1 protein-coding gene is annotated in these 631 nt (G+C 67.8%); it reads right to left on the bottom strand.

Annotated elements, in window-relative coordinates; all coding sequences use genetic code 11:
• A partial coding sequence (locus AAAX59_RS09680) for an IS3 family transposase (RefSeq protein ID WP_349071613.1) occupies positions 1 to 631 on the bottom strand: 631 nt, incomplete at both ends.

Here is a 631-nt window from a genome sequence, read left to right as displayed (position 1 = left end):
CAAGCTTCCTGCGGTACTCCATCGGGCTCAGCCACCCGAGGGACTTCTTGATCCGCTCCTCACGATAGTACACGAGGTAGGCCTCGAGCCTTCCCATGAACTCCTCGGCCGCCACGCCCTCCCAGTCCCTGTAGCGGAAGAACTCGTTCTTGAGGCGCCCGAAGAAGCCCTCGCAGGCCGAGTTGTCCGGGCTGCAGCCCTTCGCGGACATGCTCCTGACCAGGCCGTTCTCCTCGCAGATCCCGATCCACTCCGGCCAGCGGTAGTGGCCGCCCCGGTCCGAGTGGATCGTCGTGCGCACCCCCGCCGGCCTCGCCGCGCAGGCCTTGAGCAGGCTCGAGTTCGCGAGGCGCTTGTCGGGGTGCAGCCCGATCGACCAGGCGACGGGCATCCCGTCGAAGCAGTCGACGATCGGGCTCAGGTAGACCTTCTCGCCGCCCGGGAGCCTGAACTCGGTGATGTCGGTGAGCCACAGCCGGTTGGGCTCGTCGGCGCGGAACCTCCTGTTCACGAGGTTCTCCGGCGCCTTGGAGACCTCGCCGGCGTAGGAGCTGTAGCCCCGGGCGCGCCTCTTGTTGTAGACGACCTCGAGGCCCTCCTCGCGCATCACGCGGGCCACGCGCTTCTCGCT

It is taken from the genome of Collinsella sp. CLA-ER-H2 (assembly GCF_040092405.1).
Classification (GTDB): Bacteria; Actinomycetota; Coriobacteriia; order Coriobacteriales; family Coriobacteriaceae; genus Collinsella.
This window is presented reverse-complemented; position numbering and strand designations above follow the sequence as displayed.